General features: G+C 71.2%; 18 protein-coding genes. 17 read left to right on the top strand and 1 reads right to left on the bottom strand.

Going from position 1 to position 22,200, the window contains the following annotated elements; genetic code table 11:
* The first annotated feature begins 192 nt into the window (after positions 1 to 192).
* On the top strand, positions 193 to 687 hold the full coding sequence (locus A3CQ_RS0108170) for a MarR family winged helix-turn-helix transcriptional regulator (RefSeq protein WP_020510438.1): 495 nt from the start codon (positions 193 to 195) through the stop codon (positions 685 to 687).
* Here A3CQ_RS0108170 and A3CQ_RS0108165 read toward each other — a convergent pair.
* On the bottom strand, positions 654 to 1,406 hold the full coding sequence (locus tag A3CQ_RS0108165) for a GntR family transcriptional regulator (RefSeq protein WP_020510437.1): 753 nt from the start codon (positions 1,404 to 1,406) through the stop codon (positions 654 to 656). The two genes, A3CQ_RS0108170 and A3CQ_RS0108165, sit on opposite strands and share 34 nt — an antisense overlap.
* 211 nt (positions 1,407 to 1,617) lie before the next feature.
* On the opposite strand from A3CQ_RS0108165, the gene iolC reads away from it, so the two are divergent.
* The 16 genes from iolC to A3CQ_RS63590 all read left to right on the top strand — a co-directional run bounded on the left by iolC (position 1,618) and on the right by A3CQ_RS63590 (position 22,197).
* Positions 1,618 to 2,583, top strand: coding sequence for a 5-dehydro-2-deoxygluconokinase (gene iolC, locus A3CQ_RS0108160; RefSeq protein ID WP_026205448.1), 966 nt, complete (start codon positions 1,618 to 1,620; stop codon positions 2,581 to 2,583).
* Entirely contained in the window at positions 2,576 to 3,445 is an 870-nt protein-coding gene (locus A3CQ_RS0108155) for a Cgl0159 family (beta/alpha)8-fold protein (RefSeq protein ID WP_020510435.1), read from the top strand. Before iolC ends, A3CQ_RS0108155 begins: the two co-directional genes overlap by 8 nt.
* The gene (gene iolB, locus A3CQ_RS0108150; protein ID WP_020510434.1) at positions 3,445 to 4,332 is read left to right on the top strand and encodes a 5-deoxy-glucuronate isomerase; all 888 of its coding nucleotides are present in this window, start codon (positions 3,445 to 3,447) and stop codon (positions 4,330 to 4,332) included. Before A3CQ_RS0108155 ends, iolB begins: the two co-directional genes overlap by 1 nt.
* Positions 4,329 to 6,182 (top strand): 3D-(3,5/4)-trihydroxycyclohexane-1,2-dione acylhydrolase (decyclizing), encoded by a 1,854-nt coding sequence (gene iolD / locus A3CQ_RS0108145; RefSeq protein WP_020510433.1) that lies wholly within the window; start codon positions 4,329 to 4,331, stop codon positions 6,180 to 6,182. Before iolB ends, iolD begins: the two co-directional genes overlap by 4 nt.
* 12 nt (positions 6,183 to 6,194) lie before the next feature.
* Positions 6,195 to 7,691: a CoA-acylating methylmalonate-semialdehyde dehydrogenase gene (locus A3CQ_RS0108140; RefSeq protein ID WP_020510432.1), complete on the top strand. Its 1,497-nt coding sequence runs from the start codon at positions 6,195 to 6,197 to the stop codon at positions 7,689 to 7,691.
* A 10-nt stretch (positions 7,692 to 7,701) separates the two neighbouring features.
* Entirely contained in the window at positions 7,702 to 8,649 is a 948-nt protein-coding gene (locus A3CQ_RS0108135) for a TIM barrel protein (RefSeq protein WP_051115184.1), read from the top strand.
* On the top strand, positions 8,636 to 9,631 hold the full coding sequence (locus A3CQ_RS0108130; RefSeq protein ID WP_020510430.1) for a sugar ABC transporter substrate-binding protein: 996 nt from the start codon (positions 8,636 to 8,638) through the stop codon (positions 9,629 to 9,631). Before A3CQ_RS0108135 ends, A3CQ_RS0108130 begins: the two co-directional genes overlap by 14 nt.
* 14 nt (positions 9,632 to 9,645) lie before the next feature.
* Entirely contained in the window at positions 9,646 to 10,701 is a 1,056-nt protein-coding gene (locus tag A3CQ_RS0108125; RefSeq protein ID WP_040431871.1) for an ABC transporter permease, read from the top strand.
* Complete coding sequence (locus A3CQ_RS0108120) at positions 10,698 to 11,516, top strand: ATP-binding cassette domain-containing protein (RefSeq protein WP_020510428.1); 819 nt, start codon at positions 10,698 to 10,700, stop codon at positions 11,514 to 11,516. Before A3CQ_RS0108125 ends, A3CQ_RS0108120 begins: the two co-directional genes overlap by 4 nt.
* A complete protein-coding gene (locus tag A3CQ_RS0108115) occupies positions 11,516 to 12,529 on the top strand; it encodes a Gfo/Idh/MocA family protein (protein WP_020510427.1) in 1,014 nt (337 codons plus the stop codon). Before A3CQ_RS0108120 ends, A3CQ_RS0108115 begins: the two co-directional genes overlap by 1 nt.
* On the top strand, positions 12,526 to 13,386 hold the full coding sequence (locus tag A3CQ_RS0108110; RefSeq protein WP_020510426.1) for a sugar phosphate isomerase/epimerase family protein: 861 nt from the start codon (positions 12,526 to 12,528) through the stop codon (positions 13,384 to 13,386). The genes A3CQ_RS0108115 and A3CQ_RS0108110 overlap by 4 nt, the downstream gene beginning before the upstream one ends.
* 19 nt (positions 13,387 to 13,405) lie before the next feature.
* Positions 13,406 to 14,644: an FAD-binding protein gene (locus A3CQ_RS0108105; protein ID WP_020510425.1), complete on the top strand. Its 1,239-nt coding sequence runs from the start codon at positions 13,406 to 13,408 to the stop codon at positions 14,642 to 14,644.
* 92 nt (positions 14,645 to 14,736) lie between these two features.
* A complete protein-coding gene (locus A3CQ_RS51970) occupies positions 14,737 to 15,912 on the top strand; it encodes a hypothetical protein (protein WP_020510424.1) in 1,176 nt (391 codons plus the stop codon).
* 126 nt (positions 15,913 to 16,038) lie between these two features.
* The gene (ftsH, locus tag A3CQ_RS0108095) at positions 16,039 to 18,129 is read left to right on the top strand and encodes an ATP-dependent zinc metalloprotease FtsH (protein ID WP_084698975.1); all 2,091 of its coding nucleotides are present in this window, start codon (positions 16,039 to 16,041) and stop codon (positions 18,127 to 18,129) included.
* Between the two features lie 318 nt (positions 18,130 to 18,447).
* Positions 18,448 to 19,389: a glycoside hydrolase family 16 protein gene (locus A3CQ_RS57170; RefSeq protein WP_157295504.1), complete on the top strand. Its 942-nt coding sequence runs from the start codon at positions 18,448 to 18,450 to the stop codon at positions 19,387 to 19,389.
* A gap of 39 nt (positions 19,390 to 19,428) precedes the next feature.
* Positions 19,429 to 22,197: an ATP-binding protein gene (locus A3CQ_RS63590; protein ID WP_020510421.1), complete on the top strand. Its 2,769-nt coding sequence runs from the start codon at positions 19,429 to 19,431 to the stop codon at positions 22,195 to 22,197.
* The last annotated feature ends 3 nt before the right edge of the window (positions 22,198 to 22,200 follow it).

The raw sequence follows: 22,200 nt of genomic DNA, 5'->3' as shown, positions 1-22,200 counted from the left end.
AACTTGCAGCGCCCGATCTCTCATGTACGGTGAGTCACGAAATCCGTGCGTCACCGTGGCCCGGGGTGAGTCGTTCCCCGGCCGGCGGCTCACTTACGCGAGGTGCATACTGCATCGCCCGCGATTCGGCCGGGCCGGGTGGCCACGGCGATATAGTCCAAACAATGGACCGTCTGATGATGAGGCCGCACCATGAGGCGCAGCACCCGCCAGGAGCGTGATCCCGATCTGGGCATCCTGGCGGTCCGGCTGGCGACGAGGGTTCAGCGCGAGCTCTACGCCCGCGCGTCCGAGCACGGCTTCACCGACGCCCGGCCCCGGCACGGCGCGGTGCTCGCGTTCCTCGACGCCGAGGGCACCCGGCAGGGCGAACTGGGCCGCCTGGCCGGGCGCAACAAGCAGACGATGGGCGCGATCGTCGACGAGCTGGAGCGGCTCGGGTACGTCCGCCGCGAGACCGACCCGGCCGACCGGCGTGCCAAGCTGATCGTGCCGACCGAGCGGGGCCGGAGCTTCATGGCGCTCGCCGACGGCCTCATCGCCCAGATCGAGCGGAACCTCGCCGACGCGCTGGGCCCGGAGGCCTACCGCGACTTCCGGGCCGCCCTGCGGCGGGGCGTCGCGAGCCTGCCGGCCGCCGCCGAGGCGGAGGCCTACCCGGCCGAGAGGTTCAGCTCGAAGCTGTAGCGGCTCGCCCGGTAGAGGTGGCTGCCGTACTCGAGGGCGCGGCCCGTGGTGTCCCAGGCCGTGCGGGTCATCGTGAGCAGCGAGGCGCCGCGCTTCTCCTCCAGGATGCGGGCCTCGGCGGCCGTCGCCGAGCGGGCGCCGATCACCTGGGTGGCTATCCGGGGGACGTGGCCGGCCCGGCGCAGCAGCTCGTAGAGGCCGTGCGCGGCCAGGTCGGCCGCGGTCACCTCCAGGACGTCGAGCGGGATCGCGTTGTGCATGAGGGCCAGGGGCTCCCCGCCGGCGAAGCGGAGCCGCTCGATCCAGGTGACCGAGGAGCCGGCCTCCAGCGACAGGGAGGCGGCGATCGAGTCGGAGGCGGGGATCACGCGGAGATCCAGGACTTCCGTACGCGGGGCGCGGTCGCCGGCGACCAGGTCGTCGTAGAGGCTGGACAGCTCGACCGGGCGGCGGACCTTGGGGTGCACGACCTGGGTGCCGACGCCGCGCTTGCGGACCAGCATGCCGCGCTCGACCAGATACTGGATCGCGCGGCGCGTGGTGGGGCGGGACACGCCGAGGCGCTCGGCGAGATCCACTTCGTTCTCGATGCGAGCGCCGACCCCGATCTCGCCCTTCTCGATCAGCTCCTGCAAACGGGTCGCGACCTGGTAATACAGCGGCACCGGGCTCGACCGGTCCAGGTGGACCGGGCGCACCGGGGTCAGGTCGGATGTCACGGCGTCCCCCTGTGAGTCTCAGATGGTGCAAGTCAGTTTGTCATGACAAAGTATTGACGTAAGAGCCCTCACGTTATTACATCGAGGGCAGCAAACATAGCGTCGCCGCCAACTAACCGAGCGCGACATCATTTGTTCCTCGCGCCGTAACGAGCGCCGCAACGAGCAAGGCATCCAGGCACATCAACGAGTCGGGGAGCAGGAGACACGCATGCCCGCAGACGATGTCTTGACGATGGGACGCATCGGCGTCGACCTGTATCCACAGCAGATCGGGGTCTCGCTGCGTGAGGTGCGCACCTTCGCCAAGTTCCTCGGCGGCAGCGCCTCCAATGTGGCCGTCGCCGCCGCGCGCTACGGGCGCCGGTCGGCGGTGATCACGCGTACCGGCGCCGACCCGTTCGGCGAGTTCCTGCACGACGCGCTGCGCGACTTCGGGGTGGACGACCGCTTCGTGACGCCGGTCGCCGGCCTGCCGACGCCGATCACGTTCTGCGAGATCTTCCCGCCGGACGACTTCCCGCTCTACTTCTACCGCTTCCCGAAGGCCCCCGACCTGGAGATCTACGAGTCCGAGCTGGACCTGTCCGCGATCCGGGCGGCCCGCATCTTCTGGGTCACCGGCACCGGCCTCTCCCAGGAGCCGTCGCGCACGGCGACGCTGGCCGCCCTGGCCGTACGGGAGAAGGGCGCGACCACGGTCTTCGACCTCGACTACCGCCCGATGTTCTGGGAGTCGCGCGAGGAGGCCCGCCGCTGGTACGCCCGGGCTCTCCCGTACGCGTCCGTCGCCGTCGGCAATCTGGACGAGGTGGACACCGCGGTCGGCGTGCGCACCCCGCACGAGGCCGCCGACGCCCTGCACGCGGCCGGCGTGGAGCTGGCCGTCATCAAGCAGGGCCCGAAGGGGGTGCTCGCCTCCCGCCGCGACGGCGAGCGCGTCGAGGTTCCGCCGGTGCCGGTCGAGGTGGTGAACGGCCTCGGCGCCGGCGACGCGTTCGGCGGCGCGCTCTGCCACGGTCTTCTCTCCGGGTGGGGTCTCGAGGCGACGATGCGCTTCGCCAACGGCGCCGGAGCCATCGTCGCCTCGCGACTGGCCTGCTCGGACGCCATGCCGACCGAGGCCGAGGTGCTCGACCTGATCGCCGTGCCGGGACGGGAGGCCTCCCATGCCTGACCTGGGCGATCTGCTGGAGACGCGAACCCGGCGCCCGGATGCCATCGCCGCGGCGGCGGCGGCCCGCCGGCGGCCGTCGAGCCTGTTCGGCACCCACGGCAAGCTGATGATCATCGCGGCCGACCACCCGGCGCGAGGCGCGCTGCGGGCCGGCGCCGACCCGCTCGCCATGGCCAACCGGGTCGAGCTGCTCGACCGCATCCGCACCGCGCTCGACCGCCCCGGCGTCAACGGCGTGCTCGGCACCCCCGACATCCTGGAGGACCTGCTGCTGCTGGGCGGGCTCGACGACAAGGTCGTGATCGGCTCGATGAACCGGGGCGGGCTGGCCGGCACGACCTTCGAGATCGACGACCGGTTCACCGCGTACGACGCCGGCAGCATCGCGGCCGCCGGGTACGAGGGCGGCAAGATGCTGCTGCGCATCGACCCGGCCGACCCGGGCACGGTGGCGACGCTGGAGTCCTGCGGCAACGCGGTCGCCCAGCTCGCGGCCCGGCGGCGGATGGCCATGGTCGAGCCGTTCATCTCGCACCGCGTCGACGGCCGGGTGCGCAACGACCTCACCGCCGAGGCCATGATCCGTGCGATGACCGTGGCCGCCGGCCTCGGCACGACCTCGGCGTACACGTGGCTGAAGGTGCCGATCGTCCCCGACATGGAACGGGTCATGGCCGCGACCACGCTGCCCGCCCTGATCCTCGGCGGCGAGGTCACCGACGACGCCGAGGGGGCGTACTCGAGCTGGGCCAAGGCGCTGCGGCTGCCGACCGTGCAGGGGCTGGTGATCGGGCGCTCGCTGCTCTACCCCGCGAGCGGCAGCGTCGCCGACGCCGTGGACCGGGCGGTGAGCCTGCTGTGATGGCCCGGGTGAACCCGCTGATGCGGCGCGGCAGCACGGCCGACCGGCCGTTCGACCTGGTGGTCTCGCCGGAGAACGCGGGCTGGCGGTTCAGCGGCCTGCGCGTGCTCGAGCTGCCGATCGGGGCGCGGGCCCGGTTCTTCACCGGCGACGACGAGATGCTCGTGCTGCCGCTGTCCGGCGGCTGCGATGTGACCTGCGACGACGAGCGGGTCACGCTGACCGGGCGGCGCTCGGTGTTCTCCCGGGTCACGGACTTCGCGTACGTGCCGCGGGAGGCTTCCGTCACCGTCCGGGCGCCCAACGGCGGGCGGTTCGCCCTGCCCGCGGCCCGCGCCGGCCGCCGCCTGCCGTTCCGTTACGGGCCGGCCGACGAGGTGCCGGTCGAGTTGCGCGGCGCCGGGCAGGCCAGCCGGCAGGTCAACAACTTCTGCACGCCGGAGAGCTTCGAGGCCGACCGGCTCATCGCCTGCGAGGTGCTCACCCCGGGCGGCAACTGGTCGTCGTACCCGCCGCACAAGCACGACGAGCAGGCCGACGGCGAGTCCAGCCTCGAGGAGATCTACTACTTCGAGGTGGCGCCCTCGCCGGCCGGCGGCGCCGGCAGCGGCTACCAGCGCGTGTACGGGCATCCCGACCGCCCGATCGACGTCTGCGCCGAGGTGCGCACCGGGGACGTCGTGCTGATCCCGTACGGCTGGCACGGCCCGTCGATGGCCGCCCCCGGCTACGACCTCTACTACCTCAACGTGATGGCCGGGCCGGGCGCCCGCGAGTGGCTGGTGCGGGACGACCCCGCGCACGGCTGGGTGCGCGCGTCGTGGACGGCGATGGAGGTCGACCCCCGCCTCCCTCTCTCCACCTGCAAGGAAAGGACACGCTCGTGAGACTCACCGTCGGCCAGGCCGTGGTGCGGTTCCTGGCCAGCCAGTGGACCGAGCGCGACGGCGTCGAACGGCGCACGATCGCCGGCTGCTTCGGCATCTTCGGGCACGGCAACGTGGCTGGGATGGGCCAGGCTCTGCTGCAGGCGCAGCGGACCGGTGAGGCGGACCTGCCGTACCACCTGGCCCGCAACGAGCAGGCCATGGTGCACGCGGCGGCCGGCTACGCCCGGATGAGCAACCGGCTGTCCACCATGGCCTGTACCGCCTCGATCGGCCCCGGCTCGACGAACATGCTGACCGGCGCGGCCCTGGCCACGGTCAACCGGCTGCCGGTGCTGCTGTTCCCCTCGGACATCTTCGCCACCCGCGTCGCCGCGCCCGTCCTGCAAGAACTTGAAGACCCGCGGTCGTACGACGTGAGCGTCAACGACGCGTTCCGGCCGCTGTCGCGCTTCTTCGACCGGGTGTGGCGGCCCGAGCAGCTGCCGGCCGCCCTGCTCGGCGCGATGCGAGTGCTGACCGACCCGGCCGAGACCGGCGCGGTCACCGTCTGCCTGCCGCAGGACGTGCAGGCCGAGGCGTACGACTTCCCGGACGAGCTGTTCGCGAGGCGGGTGTGGCACGTGGCGCGCCCGCTGCCCGAGCCGTCGTTCGTGGAGCGGGCGGCCGAGGTGGTGCGCAACGCCTCGCAGCCGCTGCTGATCGCGGGCGGGGGCGCCATTTACGGCGAGGCGTCGGAGGAGCTCGACCGGTTCGCCCGGCAGACCGGGATCCCGGTCGCCGACACCCAGGCCGGCAAGGGCGCCCTCTCCTGGGACCACCCGAACTCGGTCGGGGGAGTGGGCTCGACCGGCACCCCGGTCGCCAACCGGCTGGCCCGCGACGCCGACGTGGTGATCGGCGTCGGCACCCGGTACAGCGACTTCACCACCGCCTCGCGCACCGCGTTCCGCAACCCGGACGTGAAGTTCGTGAACATCAACGTCGCCGGGTTCGACGCGGCCAAGGAGGCGGCGTTCCCGATCGTGGCCGACGCTCGAGCTGGACTGTCGGCGCTGCTCACCGCCCTCGAGGGCAAGACCTTCCCGACCGACTACCGCGCCGACGTCACGCGATGGCAGGCGACCGTCGATGAGGCGTACGGGATGGGTCACAGCCCGCTGCCCGCCCAGAGTGAGGTCATCGGGGTGGTGAACGAAGCGTGCGGAGCGCGCGACGTAGTGGTGCAGGCGGCCGGCAGCATGCCGGGCGACCTGCAGCTGTTGTGGCGGGCCCGGGACCCGAAGCAGTACCACGTCGAGTACGGCTACTCCTGCATGGGCTTCGAGATCGCCGGCGCGCTCGGCATCAAGATGGCGGATCCGAGCCGCGAGGTGTACGCGCTGGTCGGCGACGGGTCCTACCTGATGATGGCCCAGGAGATCGTCACGGCGGTGTCCGAGGGCATCAAGCTGATCGTGGTGCTCGTGCAGAACCACGGGTTCGCCTCGATCGGGGCGCTGTCGGAGTCGCTCGGCTCGCAGCGCTTCGGCACGAGCTACCGGTTCCGTGGCGCGGACAACGACTACGACGGCGCGTACCTGCCGGTCGACCTCGCGGCGAACGCGGAGAGCCTCGGCGCGAGCGTGATCCGCTGCCGCACGATCGCCGACCTGCGCGACGGGCTGAAACGCGCGCGGGAGGCCGACCGGCTGACCGTCGTGCACATCGAGACCGACCCGCTCTCGCCGGTGCCTTCCTCCGAGTCCTGGTGGGACGTGCCCGTACCCGAGATTTCCGAACTGTCCTCCACGCGCGCGGCCCGCGAGACCTACGACGCGGCCAAGCGCGACCAGCGGCTCTACCTCTAAGGATCTTCGAAAATGTCAACCATCGAGCACTGGATCGGCGGAGAGTTCACCGCCGGCCGATCCACCAGGAAAGGCCCGGTCTTCAACCCCGCCACCGGCGAGCAGCAGCACGAGGTCGTGCTCGCGGCGCCCGCCGACGTCGACGCGGCGGTGGCCGTGGCCAGGGCGGCGTTCGAGGAGTGGAGCCAGGCCTCGCTCAGCCGGCGCGCGAAGGTCCTGTTCGGCTTCCGCGAGCTGGTCAACGCCCGGGTCAAGGACCTCGCCGAGATCATCTCGGACGAGCACGGCAAGGTGCTCTCGGACGCGGCCGGCGAGGTGCAGCGCGGCCTCGAGGTGATCGAGTTCGCCTGCGGCATCCCGTCGCTGCTCAAGGGCTCGTACAGCGACCAGGCGTCCACGGGCGTCGACGTGTTCAGCTTCCGCGAGCCGCTCGGCGTCTGCGCGGGGATCACGCCGTTCAACTTCCCGGCCATGGTGCCGATGTGGATGCACCCGGTCGCGATCGCCTGCGGGAACACGTTCGTGCTCAAGCCCAGCGAGCGCGACCCGTCCGCCTCCAACTACGTGGCCCGGCTCTGGCAGGAGGCCGGGCTCCCCGACGGCGTCTTCAACGTGGTGCACGGCGACAAGGAGGCCGTCGACGCGATCCTGCGGCACCCGGACATCGCGGCCGTCTCGTTCGTCGGGTCCACGCCGATCGCCCGGTACATCCACGAGCAGGCGAGCGCGACCGGCAAACGGGTGCAGGCGCTCGGCGGGGCGAAGAACCACGCGATCGTGCTGCCCGACGCCGACCTCGACTTCGCGGCCCAGCACCTGACCGCGGCCGCGTTCGGGTCGGCGGGGGAGCGGTGCATGGCGATCTCGGCCGCCGTCGCGGTCGGCGCGGCCGGGGACGCGCTGATGGACCTGGTGTCCCGCAAGGCCGCCGAGGTGGTGGTCGGGCCGGGCCGCGACCCACGGTCGGAGATGGGCCCGGTCGTCACCGCTGCCGCGCGCGACCGCATCGAGTCGCTGATCGGCAGCGGCGAGCAGCAGGGCGCCAAGCTGCTGGTCGACGGCCGCGGGCTGCGGGTGCCGGGGCACGAGAACGGGTTCTTCGTCGGGCCGACCGTCATCGACCAGGTCCAGCCCACGATGGACGTCTACACCGAGGAGATCTTCGGGCCGGTGCTGTCGGTGGTACGCGCCGACGACGTCGACGCCGCGATCGACCTGATCAACAGCAATCCGTACGGGAACGGCACCGCGATCTTCACGTCCAGCGGCGAGGCGGCGCGGCGGTTCCAGCGCGGGGTGCACGTCGGGATGATCGGCATCAACGTGCCGATCCCGGTGCCGATGGCCTACTACTCCTTCGGCGGCTGGAAGGACTCCCTGTTCGGGGACAAGCACATCCACGGCCCGGAAGGGGTCTCGTTCTACACCCGCGGCAAGGTCGTGACCTCGCGGTGGCCGCACGTCTCGCACGCGTCCGGCGCATCTCTGCACTTCCCGACGGCGAGCTAAAGGATCTCCCATGGAAATTCGTCACCTTCAACTCGGCAGCTGCCCGGACTCGTGGGGGGTGTGGTACGCCGACGACCCGCGGCAGACGCCGTGGAACCGGTTCCTCGACGAGCTGGCCGCCTCCGGCTACAAGTGGCTCGAGCTCGGGCCGTACGGATATCTGCCGACCGACCCTTCGCGGCTGCGCGACGAGGTCGCCGCGCGGGGTCTCTCGGTTGCCGGAGGCACCGTGGCCGGCGTGGGCGGCCCGCACAAGGACTTCGACACCGTGCTCGCGGAGAGCAGGAAGGTGGCCGCGCTGTCCGCGGCGCTCGGCGCGTCCAACGTGGTCTTCGTGCCGGTGCCGGGTTACCGCGACGACGCGACCGGCGCCTACTACGAGGCGGCCCAGCTCGACGATGACGCCTGGCGTGCGCTGACCCGCAACACCAACACCCTCGGAAAGGCCCTCTTCGAGGAGTACGGGGTGCACCTGCGGTTCCACCCGCACGCGGACTACCAGGTGGAGACGCAGGAGCAGGTCGAGCGCTTCCTGGCGGACACCGATCCCGCCTTCGTCTCCCTCTGCCTCGACACCGGTCACCTCGCCTATCGCCGGGCCGACGTGCCGGGACTGATCCGGAAGTTTCCCGAGCGAGTCGGATACGTCCACATCAAGCAGATGGATCCGGTCATCGCCCAGCGCGCCGTCGACGAGGACCTCGCCTTCGGGCAGGCCGTGGCGATGGGCGCGAGCGTCGAGCCCCCCGCCGGCGAACCCAAGATCCCGTCGGTCATGGAGGCGCTGGCCGAGCTGGACGCCGAGATCTTCGTCGTGGTCGAGCAGGACATGTACCCGGTCGACTTCGACCGGCCGCTGCCGATCGCGACCCGCACCCGTACCTACCTCAACTCGGTCGGCCTTCACTCCCGGCCTGCCGCCGTCCTACCCCAGGAGATACCCGATGATCGTTCGTAGTCGTACCTTCCGCGTCGCCGCCGCCCTCACGGCCGTCGCCCTAGCCTCCGCCGCCTGTTCCGGAGGCGGGCGCGAGAAGACCGACGAGAGCACCACCGGCGGAGGTGGCAACGCCGCCGGCAGCTCCGGATACACGATCGCCTTCATCACCCACGAGACGCCCGGCGACACGTTCTGGGACAAGGTCAAGAACGGCGCCCAGCAGGCCGCCAAGGACACCGGCGTCACCCTGAAGTACTCCAACGACCCCGAGGCGCCCAAGCAGGCGGTGCTGATCCAGAACGCGGTCGACTCCAAGGTCAACGGCATCGCCACCACCCTGGTCACGCCGGACGCCCTCGCCGGGGCGGTCAAGTCGGCGATCGACGCCGGGATCCCGGTGGTCGGCTTCAACTCCGGCATCGACCAGTACAAGAAGCTCGGCGCGCTGATGTACTTCGGCTCCGACGAGACCCTGGCCGGCACCACGGCTGGCAAGCGCCTGGCCGAGCAGGGCGCCAAGCACCCGCTCTGCGTCATCCAGCAGACCGGCTCGGTCGCCCTCGAGGCCCGCTGCGCCGGCGTGAAGAGCTCCGTGCCCGGCACCGAGAACATCCAGGTCAACGGCGCCGACGACGCCGCGGTCACGACGACGCTGCAGGCCAAGCTCGCGCAGGACAAGTCGATCGACGCGATCGTCACGCTCGGCGCGCCGCAGGCCATCGACGCGATCAAGGCCAAGGACCAGTCCGGCAGCCAGGCCAAGCTGGTGACCTTCGACCTCAACCAGGAGGCCGCCCAGGACATCAAGGACGGCAAGATCCTCTTCTCGATCGACCAGCAGCCGTACGTCCAGGGCTACATGGCCGTCACGTCCCTCTACCTGAACCTCAAGAACGGCAACGACATCGGCGGCGGCAACGCCGTGCTGACCGGCCCGTCCTTCGTGGACAGCTCGAACATCGACAAGATCCTGCCGTTCACCAAGAACAACACCCGGTAGCCGGGAGTGACGTCATGACACAGACAACTGTGGAAGCGCCGGCCCCGCCGGCCGGCCGGGTGCGCCTCGGCCTCTCCAACCGGCTGCTGGCCCGTCCCGAGATCGGCGCCCTCGTGGCCGCCATCATCATCTTCATCTTCTTCCTGATCCTCGCGCCGTCGTTCCGCTCGGCCGAGTCGTTCTTCACCGTGCTCTACCAGTCGTCGGTGATCGGCATCGTCGCGGTCGGTGTCGGCCTGCTGATGATCGGCGGCGAGTTCGACCTGTCGGCCGGCGTCATCGTCTACACCGCGGGCCTGGCCAACTCCATGTTCTGCTGGTACTTCGGCGTCAACCTGTGGGTCGGCGCGTTCATCTCGCTCGCGCTCTGCCTGCTGATCGGGTTCCTCAACGGGTACCTCGTGATGCGGACCGGGATCCCCAGCTTCCTCATCACGCTGGGCACGTTCTTCGTGCTCCAGGGGGCCAACCTCGGCGTCACCAAGCTGGTCACCGGCACGGTCTCCAGCACGGACGTCAGCCAGATCGCCGGCTACGACTCGCTCGGCAAGGTCTTCTCGTCGAGCTTCAAGGTCGGGTCGGTGACGATCTGGACCTCGGTCATCTGGTGGTTCCTCTTCGTTGCCCTGGCGACCTGGGCCCTGCAGCGCACCCGGGTCGGCAACTGGATCTTCGCGGTCGGTGGCAACGCCGACAGCGCCCGTGCCGTCGGCGTGCCCGTCATGCGTACGAAGATCGGGCTGTTCATGACGGTCTCGTTCCTCGGCTGGTTCGTCGGCATGCACCAGCTCTACCGGTTCAACACGCTGCAGGCCGGCGGCGGCGTCGGGAACGAGTTCATCTACATCATCGCCGCGGTGGTGGGCGGCACGCTGCTCACCGGCGGCTACGGCAACGCGATCGGCGTCGCCATCGGCGCGTTCATCTTCGGCATGACCAGCCTCGGCATCATCTACGCGGGCTGGGATCCCAACTGGTTCAAGGCCTTCCTCGGCGTCATGCTGCTGCTCGCCGTGCTGGTGAACCTCTACGTCAAACGGATGTCCACCATGCGGAGGGCCGGCTCATGACCGACACCCTGGCCGAACACGCCGACAGTCACCTGCACAAGGGCGAGCCGCTCATCGAGATGGACGGCGTCGGCAAGTCGTACGGCGCCATCCGCGCGCTGCGCGGCATCAACCTGCGGGTCAACGCCGGCGAGGTCACCTGCGTGCTGGGCGACAACGGCGCCGGAAAGTCCACCCTCATCAAGATCATGTCGGGGCTGCACCCGCACAACGAGGGCAGCCTCCGGGTGGACGGCGCCGAGGTCAGCTTCTCGTCGCCGCGCGAGGCCCTCGGGCATGGCATCGCGACCGTCTACCAGGACCTCGCCGTCGTCTCGCTGATGGAGGTCTGGCGCAACTTCTTCCTCGGCTCCGAGCTCACCGCCGGCAGTTACCCGCTCGCCGGGCTCAAGGTGAAGCAGATGAGGGAGATCGCCGACACCGAGCTGCGCAAGATGGGCATCGTCGTCAAGGACATCAACCAGCCCATCGGTACGCTCTCCGGCGGTCAGCGGCAGTGTGTGGCGATCGCCCGGGCCGTCTACTTCGGCGCGCGCGTGCTGATCCTCGACGAGCCGACCGCCGCGCTCGGCGTCAAGCAGTCCGGCGTCGTGCTCAAGTACGTGGCCGCGGCCCGGGACGCCGGCCTGGGCGTCGTGTTCATCACGCACAACCCGCACCACGCGTACATGGTCGGCGACCACTTCGTGATCCTGAAACTCGGCGAGACCGCGCTCGACAAGAACCGCCAGCAGGTCAGTCTCGACGAGCTGACCACGCAGATGGCCGGCGGCGACGAGCTGGCCGAGCTCTCGCACGAGTTGGGACGACAGTAATGCTGAAGGTCGGGGTCATCGGAACGGGGATGATCGGCCAGGACCACATCCGGCGGCTGACAACGGTGCTCAACGGGGTGGCGGTCACGGCCGTCACCGACGTCGACACCGCGGTCGCCGCCGATGTGGGCGGCCGGATCGGCGCCACCGTGCACGCCACCGGCGAGGAGCTGGTCGGCGACCCGGCCGTGGACGCCGTGCTGGTCTGCTCGTGGGGGCCCACCCACGAGCAGTACGTGCTGGCCGCGATCGCGGCCGGCAAGCCGGTCTTCTGCGAGAAGCCGCTGGCCACCACCCAGGAGGCCTGCCTGCGCATCCTCGACGCCGAGGCCGCGCACGGCAGCCGGCTGGTGCAGGTCGGCTACATGCGACGGTTCGACTTCGCCTACCGCGCGCTCAAGATGGCGGTCGACTCCGGCGAGATCGGCCTGCCCCTGATGATGCACTGCGCCCATCGCAACGCGAGCGTGCCGCCGTTCTACCGCGGCGACATGGCGATCACCGACACCGCGGTGCACGAGATCGACATGGTCCGGTGGATGTTCGGCGCCGAGGTCTCGGCCGTCCGCGTGCTCGTGCCCCGGCACAACCGCAACGGCGGCGAGCTCGAGGACCCGCTACTGCTGATCATGGAGATGGCCGACGGCGTGATCGTCGACGTCGAGGTCTCGGTGAACATCCGCTACGGCTACGACATCCGCGGCGAGATCGTGGGGGAGAACGGCACGGCGTCGCTCGGCGGGCCGGCGCCCGTCGCGGTGCGCCGGGACGGCCGGGTGGGCGTACCGGTTCCGGCCGATTGGCGGGAGCGCTTCCTTCAGGCGTACGACGTGGAACTGCAGGAGTGGGTGCACGCCATCTCGCTCGGCGGGCAGCCACTGGGCCCGAGCGCGTGGGACGGTTATGCGGCGGCGGCTGTTTCGGACGCGGGTGTGGAGGCTCTCCGTACGGGAAACCGGGTTTTGATCTCTCTGGTCGACCAGCCGAAGCTCTACGCGGAGGCGGCGGGGTGAAGATCGCTCTTGATCCCTACATGCTGCGCGACGTGCCGCTGCTCGAGCTGCCGCGGCTGGTGGCCGACCTCGGCTACCAGTACATCGAGATGTCGCCGCGCGACGACTTCCTGCCGTTCTTCCTGCACCCGCGGATCGACGACGACGGTGTGGACGCCTTCAAGCGCGAGCTCGCCGCGGCCCAGGTCCAGATCTCCTCGGTCCTGCCGCTCTATCGCTGGTCGGGGCCGGACGAGGACGCGCGGCAGGCGGCCGTCCGCTACTGGAAGCGGGCCATCGAGATCACCGTCGATCTCGGCGTGGACGTGATGAACTCCGAGTTCAACGGCCGGCCCTCGCATCCGGGCGAGAGCGAGGCGCAGTTCTGGCGCTCGCTCGAGGAGCTGCTGCCGATCTTCGAGCGGGAGGGGGTGCGGCTCGTGCTGGAGCCGCACCCGGACGACTTCGTCGAGGACGGGATCGCGGGCGTGAACCTGGTCCGCGGCATCAACTCGGACCTGGTGTCGTTCCTCTACTGCGCACCGCACACCTTCCACCAGGGCGGCGACCTGGCCGCGGTGATGAGGTACGCCGGGCCGCTGCTGACCCAGGTGCACATCGCCGACTCGTTCGACCATCGCGGGTCGTCGGGGCTGCGCTACATCGTCAACCCGCCGGGCTCGACCGCCCGGGTGCACCAGCACCTGGACATCGGGCAGGGCGAGGTCGACTGGGACCTGTTCTTCTCGACACTGGCCGAGGTCGGGTTCGACGGGATCGCGACGGTCTGCGTGTTCGCCTGGGAGGAACGGGCGCAGGACAGTGCCCGGTACAACCTCTCCCAGGTCAATCAGTACCTCAAGCGTATCGGTGGATGATCAACTGTAGGCTGGGGCGATGAGCGAGCGCGTCACGAACTGGGCCGGGAACATCGTCTTCGAAGCGCGGTCGGTGCGCCGCCCCACCTCGGTCGACGAGGTGCGCGACCTGGTCGCCGCGGGCGGGCCGCTGCGCGTGCTGGGCAGCGGCCACTCGTTCAACCGGATGGCCGACACGACGGGCGACCTGGTCTCCCTGGCCGACCTTCCGCGGGTCTTCGAGGTCGCGGCCGGTCGTCGGTCGGTGCGCATCGACGGCGGGATGCGCTACGGCGAGCTGGCGGTGCGGCTGGAGGAGGAGGGGCTGGCCCTGCACAACATGGCGTCGCTGCCGCACATCTCGGTCGCCGGGGCCGTCGCCACCGCCACGCACGGCTCGGGCGCGCGCAACGCGAACCTGGCCACCGCCGTCTCGGGTCTCGAGCTCATCGACGGCAAGGGCAACCTGGTGGTTCTCGACCGGAGCAATCCGGATTTGCCGGGTGCGGTCGTGGGGCTCGGTGCGGTCGGGGTGGTCACCGCCCTGACGCTCGATGTCGTGCCGTCCTTCGAGCTGCGGCAATACGTCTACGACTCGGTGCCGCGCGCGCAGATTGCCGCGCATTTGTCGGAAATGTTGGCTGATGGGTACAGTGTCAGCCTCTTTACGGACTGGACCGGGCTGGACGCGAACATGGCCTGGTTGAAGCGAGCTTCCTCGCTGTCCGGTCCCTGGTTCGGGGCGCGTCTCGCCGACGGGCCGCGGCACCCGGTGCCGGGGATGCCGGCGCAACACAGCACCGACCAGTCGGGGGAGCCCGGGCCGTGGCACACGCGGCTGCCGCACTTCCGGATGGAGTTCACCCCGTCGGCCGGCGCCGAGCTGCAGTCGGAGTGGCACGTGGCCGCCGCCGACGGGCTCGCCGCGATCGACGCGGTGGCCTCGATCCGCTCCCGGGTCGCGCCTGTGCTGCAGGTCTGCGAGATCCGGGCGATCGCCGCCGACCAGCTGTGGCTGAGCCCGAACTACCAGCGGGACTCGGTCGCCCTGCACTTCACCTGGATCGCGGACACGGCCGCCGTCCTGCCGGTGGTCGCCGCCGTCGAGGAAGTGCTGGCGCCGCTGCACCCGCGCCCGCACTGGGGCAAGGTCTTCACCACGCCGGGCGCATCGATCCGCGCCGAGTACCCCCGGTTCGGGGACTTCGAAGATCTCGTTCGCCGGTACGACCCGTCGGGCGTTTTCCGGAACGCGTGGGTTTCCGACCTGCTTGTTTAAAATCTTCCTTAGCCGGTGATCCGGCCGTGGGAGCGCTCCCGTAACTCCAGCCGAACGCGAATTTCGGCCCCTCTCGGGAAGCGCAGGTCCCAATGTACTCCAGGTCCCGGTTCACCAAATCCCGCACGAACGTGCGCCGCTGGCAGATCGCTGCCGTCGCGGGGGTCGCGGTCGTCATCGCCGGCGTCGGTCTGGGCGTCGCCTCCGCCGACGCGGCTGTTCCCACGGTCAACTGCCCGGCCGTGCCGATCAACGTCGCTGTGCCCGCGCAGGCTCAGGCCGAGGTGCAGAGCAACCTCCAGCTGCTGAACACGCAGATCGGCGAGGCCAACAACCGCCTCAAGACCTCCGTCGGCCAGGGCGGGCCCGCCTTCATCCAGAACGCCATCCTCGGCCCGCTGGCCGACAAGCGGTTCGCGACGATCAACCGGATCGAGACCGCGATCGGCCGCAACGCCGCCAAGCCCGACCTGAACGCCGAGGGCCTCAAGACCTGCACGCTCAACCAGGGCGGCGGGGCGTCGGCCGCGCAGCCGACCTCGGTGCCCCCCGCGGCCGGCGGTGGCGCCGCCGCGGGCAACGGCTCCGGCAACGCCGCCGCCGGCGTGGCGACCGTCAACTGTCCCGAGGTCAAGGTCACCGTCGCGGTGCCGGCCGAGGCGCAGGCCGAGGTCGTGCGCAACCTCGAGCTGCTCAACACCCAGATCGACGAGGCCAACAAGCGACTGGTCAGCACCGTCGGCCAGGGCGGCGTCAACTTCGTCCAGAACGCGATCCTCGGCCCGCTGGCCGACAAGCGGTTCGCCACGATCAACCGGATCGAGACCGCGATCGGGCGCCGCGCGCCGAAGCCCGACCTGAACGCCGAGGGCCTCAAGACCTGCTCGCTCAACGCGGTCGGCACCGCCTCGGCCAAGAACGGCACCGGCGTCACCGTCCGCCAGGCCGGCCAGAACGCCGCCGGCACCGGGCCGGCCCCGACCGTCAACTGCCCGGCAGTGACCGTCGGCGTCGCCATCCCGGCGCAGGCCCAGGCCGAGGTGCAGCGCAACCTCGACCTGCTCAACACGCAGATCTCCGAGGCCGACACGCGGCTGGCCAACACGGTCGGCCAGGGCGGGCCCGCCTTCGTCCAGAACGCGATCCTGGGCCCGCTGGCCGACAAGCGGTTCGCGACGATCAACCGGATCGAGACCGCGATCGGCCGCAACGCCGCCAAGCCCAACCTGAACGCCGAGGGTCTCAAGACCTGCTCGCTGAACGGGTAGGGGTCTCCACCTGCTTCGGGCGTCCCGGTGGTGGCGGGGCGCCCGAAGCTTTTCCACCGCTCCAAATTCCGTCATGCGCGTCACGGCGGCGTCTTCTTGACACACGGAAGCGGTACCTTAGCGCTCATGCCCGCCGATGCGCCGAAACCGCCAGCTCAGCCCCACCGCCCCCACCCCTGGCGGGTCGAGGGCGCGCCGCCCGGCCACGACCAGAACAACGCTCCGCCTCCCAAGCAGCGGCCCGCGTGGGTCCGCTTCGGCTGGATGCTGCTGGTCCTGCTGGCGATCAACTGGATCATCTCGTCGGTGCTGCTCGCGCCGCCGCAGCGCACCTCGGTGTCGTACACGTTCTTCCTCACCCAGGTGACCGCGGTCAACGTCTCTGAGATCACGTCGACGGGCGACACGATCGAGGGCCAGTTCACCAAGAAGGTCTCCTACACGCCGTCCGGCGAGACGAAGGCGGAAGAGGTCGAGCGGTTCACCACCCAGCGGCCGTCGTTCGCCGACGACAACCTCTTCGCCCAGCTCCAGTCCCACAACGTCCCGGTGAACGCGAACCCGCCGGACGCGCCGGCCCCGATCTGGCAGCAGATCCTGGTCGGGTTCGGCCCGACGATCCTGCTGGTCGGCCTGTTCTGGTGGATCAGCCGGCGGGCGGCCGCGGGCCTCGGCGGCGCCGGCGGGGCGCTGGGCGGGTTCGGCCGCTCCCGCGCCAAGCTCTACCAGCCCGAGAGCGGGCCGCGCACGACCTTCGCCGACGTGGCCGGCATCGAGGAGGTGGAGAAGGAGGTCACCGAGATCGTCGACTTCCTCCGCGAGCCCGACAAGTACCGCAAGCTCGGCGCGCAGATCCCGCACGGCGTGCTGCTGTCCGGCCCGCCCGGCACCGGCAAGACGCTGCTGGCCCGCGCGGTCGCCGGCGAGGCGCAGGTGCCGTTCTTCTCGATCGCGGCGTCCGAGTTCATCGAGGCGATCGTCGGCGTCGGCGCCTCCCGCGTACGCGATCTGTTCGACCAGGCGAAAAAGGTCGCCCCGTCGATCATCTTCATCGACGAGCTCGACGCGATCGGCCGGTCCCGCGGCGGCGCCCAGTCGTTCGGCGGCAACGACGAGCGCGACCAGACGCTCAACCAGATCCTCACCGAGATGGACGGCTTCACCGGCAGCGAGGGCGTGGTCGTGATCGCCGCGACCAACCGCGCCGAGATCCTCGACTCGGCGCTGCTGCGGCCCGGCCGCTTCGACCGCCGGGTCACGGTGAGCCCGCCCGATCAGAAGGGCCGCCGCGCGATCCTCGCCGTGCACACCCGGGGCGTACCGGTCGCGCCCGGGGTCGACCTCGACTCGCTCGCCTCGGCCACGCCCGGCATGGTCGGCGCCGACCTGAAAAACCTGGTGAACGAGGCGGCCCTGCTCGCCGCCCGGCGTGGGCACACCCAGGTCGAGATGGGCGACTTCACCGACTCGCTGGAAAAGATCGTGCTGGGCACGGTCCGCGGCATCATGCTGACGGTGGAGGAGAAGGAGCGCACCGCGTTCCACGAGTCCGGCCACGCGCTGCTCGGCATGCTCACCCCCGGCGCCGACCCGGTCCGCAAGATCTCGATCATCCCGCGCGGTCAGGCGCTCGGCGTCACCTTCCAGAGCCCGTCCTCCGATCGGTACGGCTACTCCGCGAAATACCTGCGCGGCCGCATCATCGGCGCGCTCGGTGGCCGGGCCGCCGAGGAGGTCGTCTACGGCGACATGACCACCGGCGCCGAGAGCGACCTCGACCAGGTCAGCAACATCGCCCGCCAGATGGTCGGCCGGTGGGGCATGTCCGACGCGATCGGCCCGGTCACCGTGCTGCCGCCGCCCGGGCAGGAGTCGCCGTTCGGCCTCGACGGCGTCGCCCCCGGCACCAAGGAGCTGATCGACGCCGAGGTCCGCAAGATCGTCGACGAGTGTTACGCGGAGGCGCTCGAGCTGCTGCGCGGGCACCGGGCCCAGCTCAACCAGCTCGCCCACAAGCTGCTGGAGACCGAGACCCTCGACGAGGACGACGCGTACGCGGCCGCCGGCATCGACCGCAACACGGCGCCGGGCGCGGTGGCCCGGGGCGAGGTGCCCGGCGGTCATCCGGCCCCCGGCATCCCCGCGGTGCCGGCCTTCCCCGACTCGGCGACGCCCGCCGACGCGAACGGCAAGGGCCTTCCGGCGCCGTCCGCCTGACTTCTCCGGGCTGCGCGCCCCTCGTCCGGTTCGGGCGAGGGGCGTCGTCGTCTCCGCGGGTATTTTCCCTGGCCACAGGGGTGAAAGCGGCAACCGTTCCCCTGTCGCGCGCCGGGCTGGCGGTGGGCAGACTGCCTATTCGTGCTTGATCACCTGCGCGCCTGGCTCATCGCGCCACGGTCCGGATCTGCCGCGTCGCCCTCCCCGTTGCCCTCGCCGTCCCCGTTGCCCTCGCCGCCGGGGTCGCTTTCGCCGTCGTCGTCCTCGCCCGTAGGTCCGCGTTCGTTTCCGGCGTGGCCGGCGTCGCGGTGGGCGCCGGTGCCGCGGCGAGTTGCGGTGCTCGGGGTCGGGCTGGCGCTTGCCGGTGTCGTCGCGGCGTGCGGGACCGCTCAACCCTCGGCCGGACCGCTGGCCGGGACCATCTCGCGCAATCCGGCGTCGGACGCCGCCTCATCCGTTCCCGCCTCGCCGGGCCCCGCCGCGTCCGCCGGCATCGGAGCGCTCGACCTCGGGCCGGCCGCGACCGTTTCGGCGGGACCGTCGCGCGCCCCGTCCCCGTCGCGGTCGGCGGGCGTGAGCACCAGGCCGAAGTCGTCGTCGTTCTGGGGCGATCCGGTCGCGGTCGAGAACTTCGACGGGCCGCTCTCCGCCGAGTGGGGCAAGTACGACACCCCGAACGGCACCCCGCCCCGCAGCGGCGACCAGGTGTCGGTCTCGGGCGGCCAGCTGCACCTGACCGGCGGCCTCAACAGCCGGGTCGGCAAGGACGTCGGCGCCGGGGTCATGTTCCTGCGGGATCTGAAGTACGGCCGGTGGGAGGTCCGCTTCCGGGCTCAGCCCGGGGCCGGCTATGCCCCCGTCGTGCTGCTGTGGCCGAAGGAGAACGCCGACTGGCCCGCGGCCGGCGAGATCGACCTGGCCGAGATCACCAGCCCGTCGCGGGCCTCGTTCGGCAGCTTCCTGCACCACGGCGCCGGCAACAACATCGTCGGCACCGACACCAGGGCCGACTTCACGAAGTTTCACACCCTCGCCGTCGACTGGCTGCCCACCCGGGTCACGTACTACCTGGACGGCAAGAAGGTCTTCAACGTGACGCCCGGCCGGATCGAGACCGGGCTGCCCACCGAGTCGGTCATGCACCTGGCCCTCCAGCTCGACCAGGGCTGCGACGACTACATCCCCTGCCGGAACTCCAGCACGCCCGCGAAGGTGGTCATGGACGTCGACTGGGTGAAGGTCTATCGGGCACCCGTCTGACATCTCGACACGCCTGCGGGGCGGCGCAAGACTCGGGGCGTGGCCGTGGTCGGGCGGGCCGACGAGATCGAGGCCGTGCTGGCGTGCGTCGGGGAGGCGGCGGCCGGGCGCGCCTCGACGCTGCTGGTCCGTGGCGAGCCCGGCGTGGGCAAGACCTCGCTCGTCGGTGAGGCGTGCGAGGCGGCCGGCGACGCCGACACGATCTGGACCGCGTGCCTGCCGCTGACGTCGATGACCACCCCGCTGCTGCCGCTGCGGCCGGCGCTGCGCAGGGCCGGCCTCGGCGACGACGTCACGCTGGTGGAGTTCGACGGCTGGCTGGAGTGGGCCACGGCCGACCGCCCGGTGGTCCTGGTCGTGGACGACCTGCACTGGGCCGACCGCAGCTCGCTCGACGTGCTGCTGTACGCGATCGCCGGCCGCGCCGACCGCGGACTCGCGGTTATCGCCACGGTGCGGGCCGGCGCGGACGGGGAGTGGCTGTCCGGCTGGCTCGCCGACGTACGGCGGCTCCCACGCGTACGCGAACTGGCTCTGGACAGGCTGGACCGGGTCGGGACCGGCGAGCAGATCGCCGCGATCCTCGGCCGCCCGGCCGACGAGGGCCTGGTCGACGAGGTGTTCTCGCGGACCGGTGGAAACCCGTACCTGAGCGCGCTGCTCGTGCGCGACCTCGACCCGCGCGCGACCGCGCTGCCGCCGGAGCGGCCTTCACAACTGCGGGACGCGGTGATGCGCTCCTGGCGCAGGATGTCGCCGGCGGCGAAGGAGCTCACCCGGATCGTGGCGGTCGGCGGCCACCCGCAGACGGGCGAGCGCCTCGCCCGGATCGCCCCCGACCTCGGATTCGACCACCCAGTGCTACCGGCCCTGCGCGAGGCCGTCGACGCCCGGGTCCTGCTCGCGGTCCCCGACGGACGCTACTGGTTCACCCACCCGCTGCTCGCCGAGGTGCTGGACGGCGACCTGCTGGCCGAGCAGCGGCAGCGAATGAACGCGCGGTACGCGTCGGTGCTCGGCTCCACGCCCGGCTCCGGGCCGGGCGACGACGCGGACCCGGCCGAGCTGGCCGACCACTACGAGCGGGCCGGGATGGTGGAGCCGGCGTTCCGCTGGGCGGTGCGGGCGGCCGAGGCCACCGGCGGCGCCCCGGAACGGCTGCGGCTGCTGAGGCGTGCGCTGTCGCTCTGGCCGGCGCTCGACAACCCCGGGATCGACCGGCTGGAGCTGTGGGACCGGGCGCGGGTCGCGGCCCGGGAGGCGGGACTGGGCCCGGACGAACTCGAAGCGGTCGAGGCGCTGATCGCGCTGCTGCCCGCCGACCGGGAGCCGTTGCGACTGGGCCGCCTGATGTTCCGCCGGCTGCGGCTGATCGCGTGGATGGGTCTCGCGCAGCCGGACCTCGAGGCCATGCGGACGGCGGTCGCGGTCACGGCGTCGCACTCCGAGAGCGCCGAGCACGCCATGACCACCGCGATGCTGGCCGACGCACTGCTGGATGTCGGCGATCCCGCGGCCGTATCGCTCACCGCCGAAGCGCTGGAGATGGCTGAGCGGACCGGCGACCCGGAGGCCGTGGCGGAGGCGCTCGTCGGCACCGCGTACGCGAAAATGGGTTTACGTGAGCCCGACGCGGCGCAGGACGCGGAACGGTCGTGGGAGATCGCCTCGCGCGCGCGGCTGTTCACCACCATGCGGGTCGCCGTGTACGCGATGGCGAACGCGCGCCTCGACCTGTCGAATCGCGAGCGGGCCGCGATCTTCCGGCGCGGCGCCGAGGGGCTCGTCGCCGCGGGGGCGCCGCACAGCGACGTCGCCGAGATGTGTGCGTGGGAGGCGAGAGGGCTGCTGCTGGCGGGTGACTGGGTGGACTGCCGGCGACGCCTGCGGGTGGCGCTCGGCGCACGGCCCGGCCCGCGCGGCGACGTGGTGGCGCGGGTGGCCGCGGCCGGGCTCGCCTGTCTGCAGGGCCGTCCGGCCGAGGCCGAGGGACACCTGGCGCGCGCCGAGGAGGTCTTCGGCGAGGGCGTCGGCGGGCTGCAGGACGTTTTCCTCGACGAGACACGGGCCCTGGTGGCGCTGGGCGCGGGCGACCCGTCCGCGGCCTTCGACATCGCCCTCGCCGGTCTCGAGCAGGAACCGTACGTGGAGGAGCTGTTGCCGCTCGGCGCGCGGGCGCTCGCCGATCAGGCCGAGGCTGCCCGCGACCCGGCTCCCGTGCTGGAGAGGCTCGCCGCCTTCCGTCGCCGCTATCCCACGGTGATCTCCGACCCCCGGGCGTCGGTCCGGGAGGACGAGGGCGCCCTGCAGGCGCTGGCGGACGCCGAGACGGCCCGGGCAACGGGCGACCCTGCCGAGCTCACGCTCTGGCGGGCGGCGGCCGAGGCCTGCCACGAGTCCGGGAACCCATGGGACGAGGCGTACGCCCGCTGGCGTCTTGCCCGGACCACGCTGCGTGACCGCCGCACTCACCGTGAGGCACCGGAAGCCTTGCGGGGCGCCTATCGGCTGGCCCAGCGCCTCGCCGCGCGGCCGCTGCTCACCGATCTCGAACAGCTCGCGCGGACGGCCCGCGTGGATCTGACCGAAACCGCCCACCCGATCGAGCCGCCGCCCTCGCTGCCGGGCCTGACGCGGCGCGAGCGCGAGGTTCTCGGGTATCTGCTGGCCGGGGCCACCAACAGTGAGATCGCCAAGGAGCTGGTGCTCAGCGAGAAGACCGTCGGGGTGCACATCTCCAACATGCTGCGCAAGACCGGGACCACGAACCGCGTGCAGCTGGCCGACCTTGCCCGGCGTACGGCCTGATCT

This window comes from Paractinoplanes globisporus DSM 43857, assembly GCF_000379645.1.
Taxonomy (GTDB): domain Bacteria; phylum Actinomycetota; class Actinomycetes; order Mycobacteriales; family Micromonosporaceae; genus Actinoplanes; species Actinoplanes globisporus.
Note: the sequence above shows the minus strand (reverse complement) of the source record. Positions and strands in the feature narration are given on the sequence as shown.